This window comes from Adonisia turfae CCMR0081 (assembly GCF_011009555.1).
GTDB classification, from domain to species: domain Bacteria; phylum Cyanobacteriota; class Cyanobacteriia; order Phormidesmidales; family Phormidesmidaceae; genus Leptothoe; species Leptothoe turfae.
Genome location: NZ_QXHD01000004.1, coordinates 4,329,176 through 4,333,590 on the forward strand (window position 1 = coordinate 4,329,176; position 4,415 = coordinate 4,333,590).

Here is a 4,415-nt window from a genome sequence, read left to right on the forward strand (position 1 = left end):
TCCCATAGGTTTTTCGCTCATGTCTCTTCTCCTAATACACAATTACACAATTGATTGTTGCCTCAGGCAGCACGCCCAGGTACCTGGTACATTGCTACCCTGGCTCAAAACTGCCAGGTCACACCAGCCTGAAGGTTTAACCCTGGCTGCTCAAAACGAGCCCGCCGTAAATTAAATAAACTGTCGTTGCTATCTAAAAAGCGCACGTCAGAATAGCGCTCGTAATCCGTGTCAAATAAATTGAACAATCCTAAATTAAAGGTCAGATTAGGATTGATTTGGTAATAGCCAATTAGATCAAATACTGAGTAAGCATCGGGGACGAAGGGATCCTGGTCGGCCTCGGGTTCAAACCCTTCCCCCCTGGCTTCACCCACAAAGGTACTGACCAATTCTGCACCCCAGCGCTGATCGGACGAGCTATAGCGCAATCCTAAGACGGCCTCAATCGGGTCCACAGTAGATAGCGGTTCATCAGAGGTGAGATTGTTGCCTTCGGTCCAGGATAGGGCTCCGAGTAAACTAAATCCTCCCTGACCTGGGGTAAATTGATACTCTGCTTTTGCTTCTACACCATAGGTTTCTACATCATCAATGTTGACGTTTTGAAAGACCAATAGGGGGCGACCGCCGCTAAATTCAGTATCCACCAACTGGTTGTCAATAAAATCGTTGTACCGATTATAGAAACCGGCCAAGCTAACGTTAAACTTCGAAAAATTACCCCGCATGCCCACTTCAAAACTGTTGCTGGTCTCTGCCTCCAGGTCAGGGTTGGGCTCTGTGCGATAGCCAAAGATTTGATTGGTAAAACCGCTGTTGATCTCGTCATACTGCGGTGCCCGAAAACCGCGCGCATAGCGACCGTAAAAGCTAAGGGTATCCGTTGGCTGATAGACCAGGGCCAGGGTGGGAGAGAATGAACTATCGCTAAAGTCCGTTGCCGTTGCCCCGTTGCGCTCAAAGTCTTCGTCAATGGAAATGTTCAGGTCGTAATAGTCATAACGCAGGCCGGGAATAACGCTAAAGGCACCATCGCCAAACTCAATTTCATCCTGGAGATAAACTCCCACCCTGAAGGTGTCTGAGTTGGGATAGTCCCGGGTGGGAAAATCGTCAGGAATAGCATTTTGGGTGGTATCCCCCGTAATCAGGTTGGTTTGAACGCGCTCCCGGGGACGGGCATTAAAGGTGTTAGAAATATCCACACCGTAGGTTAGACGGTGGTCGGTTTTCCCCCAGTCAAAATCACTGCGCAGTTGCACATCACCGCCAAACACCTGATCCACAAAGCGGTTTTCACTCAACCGCAATGCTGGAAATCGCTGAAATGTTCTAAAGTCAAAGCCCAACAGCTCCCGCTCGTTCTCTTCTTGGGTGCGAGAGTCTTGAAAATAAAGGCGAGCCCGAGCAAAATCCAGAAAAGAGCGACTTTCGGTATTGTCATAGTTATAGGCCAAACTTAACCGGGTGCGAGTCGTATCGACTTCCTCTTCAAATCGTGTGGTTGTCCCCGTAATTAAAGGCAAATTTTCATCCGATGTGGTGGTGTCGACGTCGTTATCAAACAACTCCACCGTAAAGTCGACGGCACTACGTTCATCCAGGTTGTAAACCAATTTGCCCAGTAGGCTGTTGCGTTGGCTATCTTGGTCATCACCCAGGTTTTCAGCTTCAGAACCATCACGGCGAGAATAGGCCAACAGCGTGTCAATATTGTCAAAGCGATTGATCTGCACAAATGTGCTGGTAAACCCGGTGTTGCGGCTATCAAAATTGGTTGAAGCAGTGGCAGCTGAGTCACGACCGACGGCTTCAATCAGCTCGGTGGGGTCCAGGGTAAAGTAGCTGACTGTTCCACCTAACGCATCACTGCCATACAGGGTGGAGGCTGGCCCCCGCAGAATTTCAGCTGTACGAAGAATTTCCGTATCAAAATAATCTCGGCCTAAATTAAACCCCTGGCCAACGGTGACGGCATCCCCAAACTGGAAAGCTGAGGGCAATCGAATATCATCCACCTGAATTAGGATGCGATTGCCATCGATACCGCGAATATTAAAGTCTTGGAGACCAAACTGGAGATTGTTGCCGACTGATACCCCAGGCTCATAACGAATCAGGTCAGAAATATCGCGAATCAGGAGGCGATTGACATTATCGGCGTCAATCACTGTGACCGTGGCAGGCGCTGTCTGAATCGTGCGGGGGGTACGGGTGCCTGTGACGGTGATGCGCAGCAGACCATCATCATCGTTATCGATAAGTTCTTCCGATTCTTCTGATTCCTCAGACGATTCTCCCTGAGCCATAAATGTCGCCTCTGATGTGATTGCAAATGAGGGCTTAACTGCCTGTCTACAAAAAGATCCAGCGTTTTCTGAGGTGGCTAAATAATCACATCTATTACTAGCTTGAGCAGTGCTATTGAGAGCTATTAGAATGGCAAAAAAAGGGATATTAAAAAGAAAAAATCTCAATAAGCGCATAGGGTTCATTTCAGAAGAAGGAATTGATTGAAAAGCTAAGCAATAAACCGAGAAGCAAAGACCGTGAGCCTGGTTGACCTTAATTAATGGCGTTTGAGGCTAATTCGGTGTTTTTGCTGGGTGGGGTGTGAGAGGTTGCTGCCAGGGGGCAAATCTGCGGACCGATGGGGGTGTCCAAAATGGCCACATCCACGTCAAATGCCTGGGTCACAATGTCGGGGGTGAGGGTGTCATGGACTGGTCCGATGGCCCACAGCTTGCCCTGGCGCATAAAGGCCAGCCGATCGCTGTAGCGAGCCGCCAGATTAATGTCGTGTAATACGGTGATGATGGCTAGCTGTTCTTGTTGATTGAGTTGCTTGAGTAACTCTAAAAGCTGTAGCTGGTAGTGGATATCTAAATAGGTGGTGGGTTCATCCAGCAGCAATACCCTGGGTTGCTGGGCCAGGGCCAGGGCTAAAAAGGCTCGCTGTCGCTGACCGCCAGACAAATTGGCAACGGGTTCGTGGCGATACTGGTCCATGTCAGTCCAGATCAGGGCCTGGTCGATGTGTTTATGGTCACGGCTGGTGAGATCCCACTGCCACCAGGGTTGGTGGGGCGAGCGGCCCAGGCTAACCAGCTGATAGACGCTGAGACCCGCTGGCAAAATCTGCTGTTGGGGCAATAAGGCCAGTTTACGAGCCACTGATGTGGGCGACAGATTTTGAATATCGTGACCGCTGAGCAAAATAGAGCCCTGTTGAGGGGAGAGAATACGACCAAACAATCGCAGCAGGGTGGATTTACCAGAGCCGTTGGCCCCCAGAATGCTGAGCCATTCGCCCTGATGCAGGGTTAAATTTACCTGTTCAATAATTGCTTTGTTGCCATAGCCGCCCTGTAGCCCCTGTGCCTCTAAAACCATGGCTAACCCCTTGTAATAGCTCCACTACGACGATACAGCAGCCACATAAATACAGGGGCTCCCATAATGGAGGTGACAATACCCACCGGTAGTTCAATGGGGCCTAGTCGGGCTAGCAAATCGGCGCTGCAAAGCACCAGGGCACCCCCAATGGCAGAGAAGGGAAGCACTAATCGGTAATCGTTGCCCACCAAGAGTCGAACACCGTGGGGTACTAGTAAACCGACAAAGCCCACTAACCCGGCAATGCTGACGGCTCCTGCGGTGAGTAGGGTGGCAACTGCGCCAATCAGCAGTCGAGATCGCACCAATGACGACCCCAGTCCAACAGCTAAATCATCCCCCAGGCTTAACAGGTTCACCTGGCGTGCCAACAAGCACCCCGCCAGTAAACCCACCACTAAACTAGGGCTGACAATGGTTAACTCCTGCCAGCCACGACCATTGAGGCTGCCGGTCAACCAGGTCAGTGCAGCCTGCACCCGGCCGTCCGCAGATAGCAAGAGCAGCATGGTTTGTAACGCGGCAAATAATGTACTGGCGGCAACCCCCCCCAGAATCAGCCGCTCCACTGAGATTTCCCCCTTGGTTCTAGCCAGGCCAAACACAATGGCCATGGCGATCACCGATCCCAGCCAGGCCCCCAACGGCAACCAAATATCCCAGACATTAAGGCCCACGATCAGCACAGCGGCTAACCCAGCACCAGAGGAGATCCCCAGCAAAAAGGGGCTAGCCAGTCCATTGCGCAACATGCCCTGGAGTAATGCGCCAGCCATGCCCAGGGCTGAACCGACCACAATGGCCATCAGCACCCTGGGCAACCGCAGATCCCAGACGATGGTTTGGTTAATGCTGCTACCTTCCCTGTTGAGGGCGGCCCACACCTCTGGCTGCGTCAGAGCAACCGAGCCGAAGGATAGGGATATTGCGATCGCTAACAACAGCCCTAAGACCAGCATTAAACTCACCAGCACTACCTTGTAGCGTCGCCGATGAGGCACTGGCCATGCCTTGGT

Annotated in this window: 3 protein-coding genes; all 3 read right to left on the bottom strand. The window is 51.4% G+C overall.

Annotated elements, in window-relative coordinates:
• Positions 1–104: 104 nt before the first annotated feature.
• The 3 genes from DXZ20_RS22680 to DXZ20_RS22690 all read right to left on the bottom strand — a co-directional run bounded on the left by DXZ20_RS22680 (position 105) and on the right by DXZ20_RS22690 (position 4,400).
• Entirely contained in the window at positions 105–2,312 is a 2,208-nt protein-coding gene (locus DXZ20_RS22680) for a TonB-dependent hemoglobin/transferrin/lactoferrin family receptor (RefSeq protein ID WP_163700924.1), read from the bottom strand.
• A gap of 256 nt (positions 2,313–2,568) precedes the next feature.
• Positions 2,569–3,396: an ABC transporter ATP-binding protein gene (locus DXZ20_RS22685; RefSeq protein WP_163700928.1), complete on the bottom strand. Its 828-nt coding sequence runs from the start codon at positions 3,394–3,396 to the stop codon at positions 2,569–2,571.
• Positions 3,397–3,398: 2 nt separating this feature from the next.
• Positions 3,399–4,400, bottom strand: coding sequence for a FecCD family ABC transporter permease (locus DXZ20_RS22690; protein ID WP_431732106.1), 1,002 nt, complete (start codon positions 4,398–4,400; stop codon positions 3,399–3,401).
• Positions 4,401–4,415: the final 15 nt, after the last annotated feature.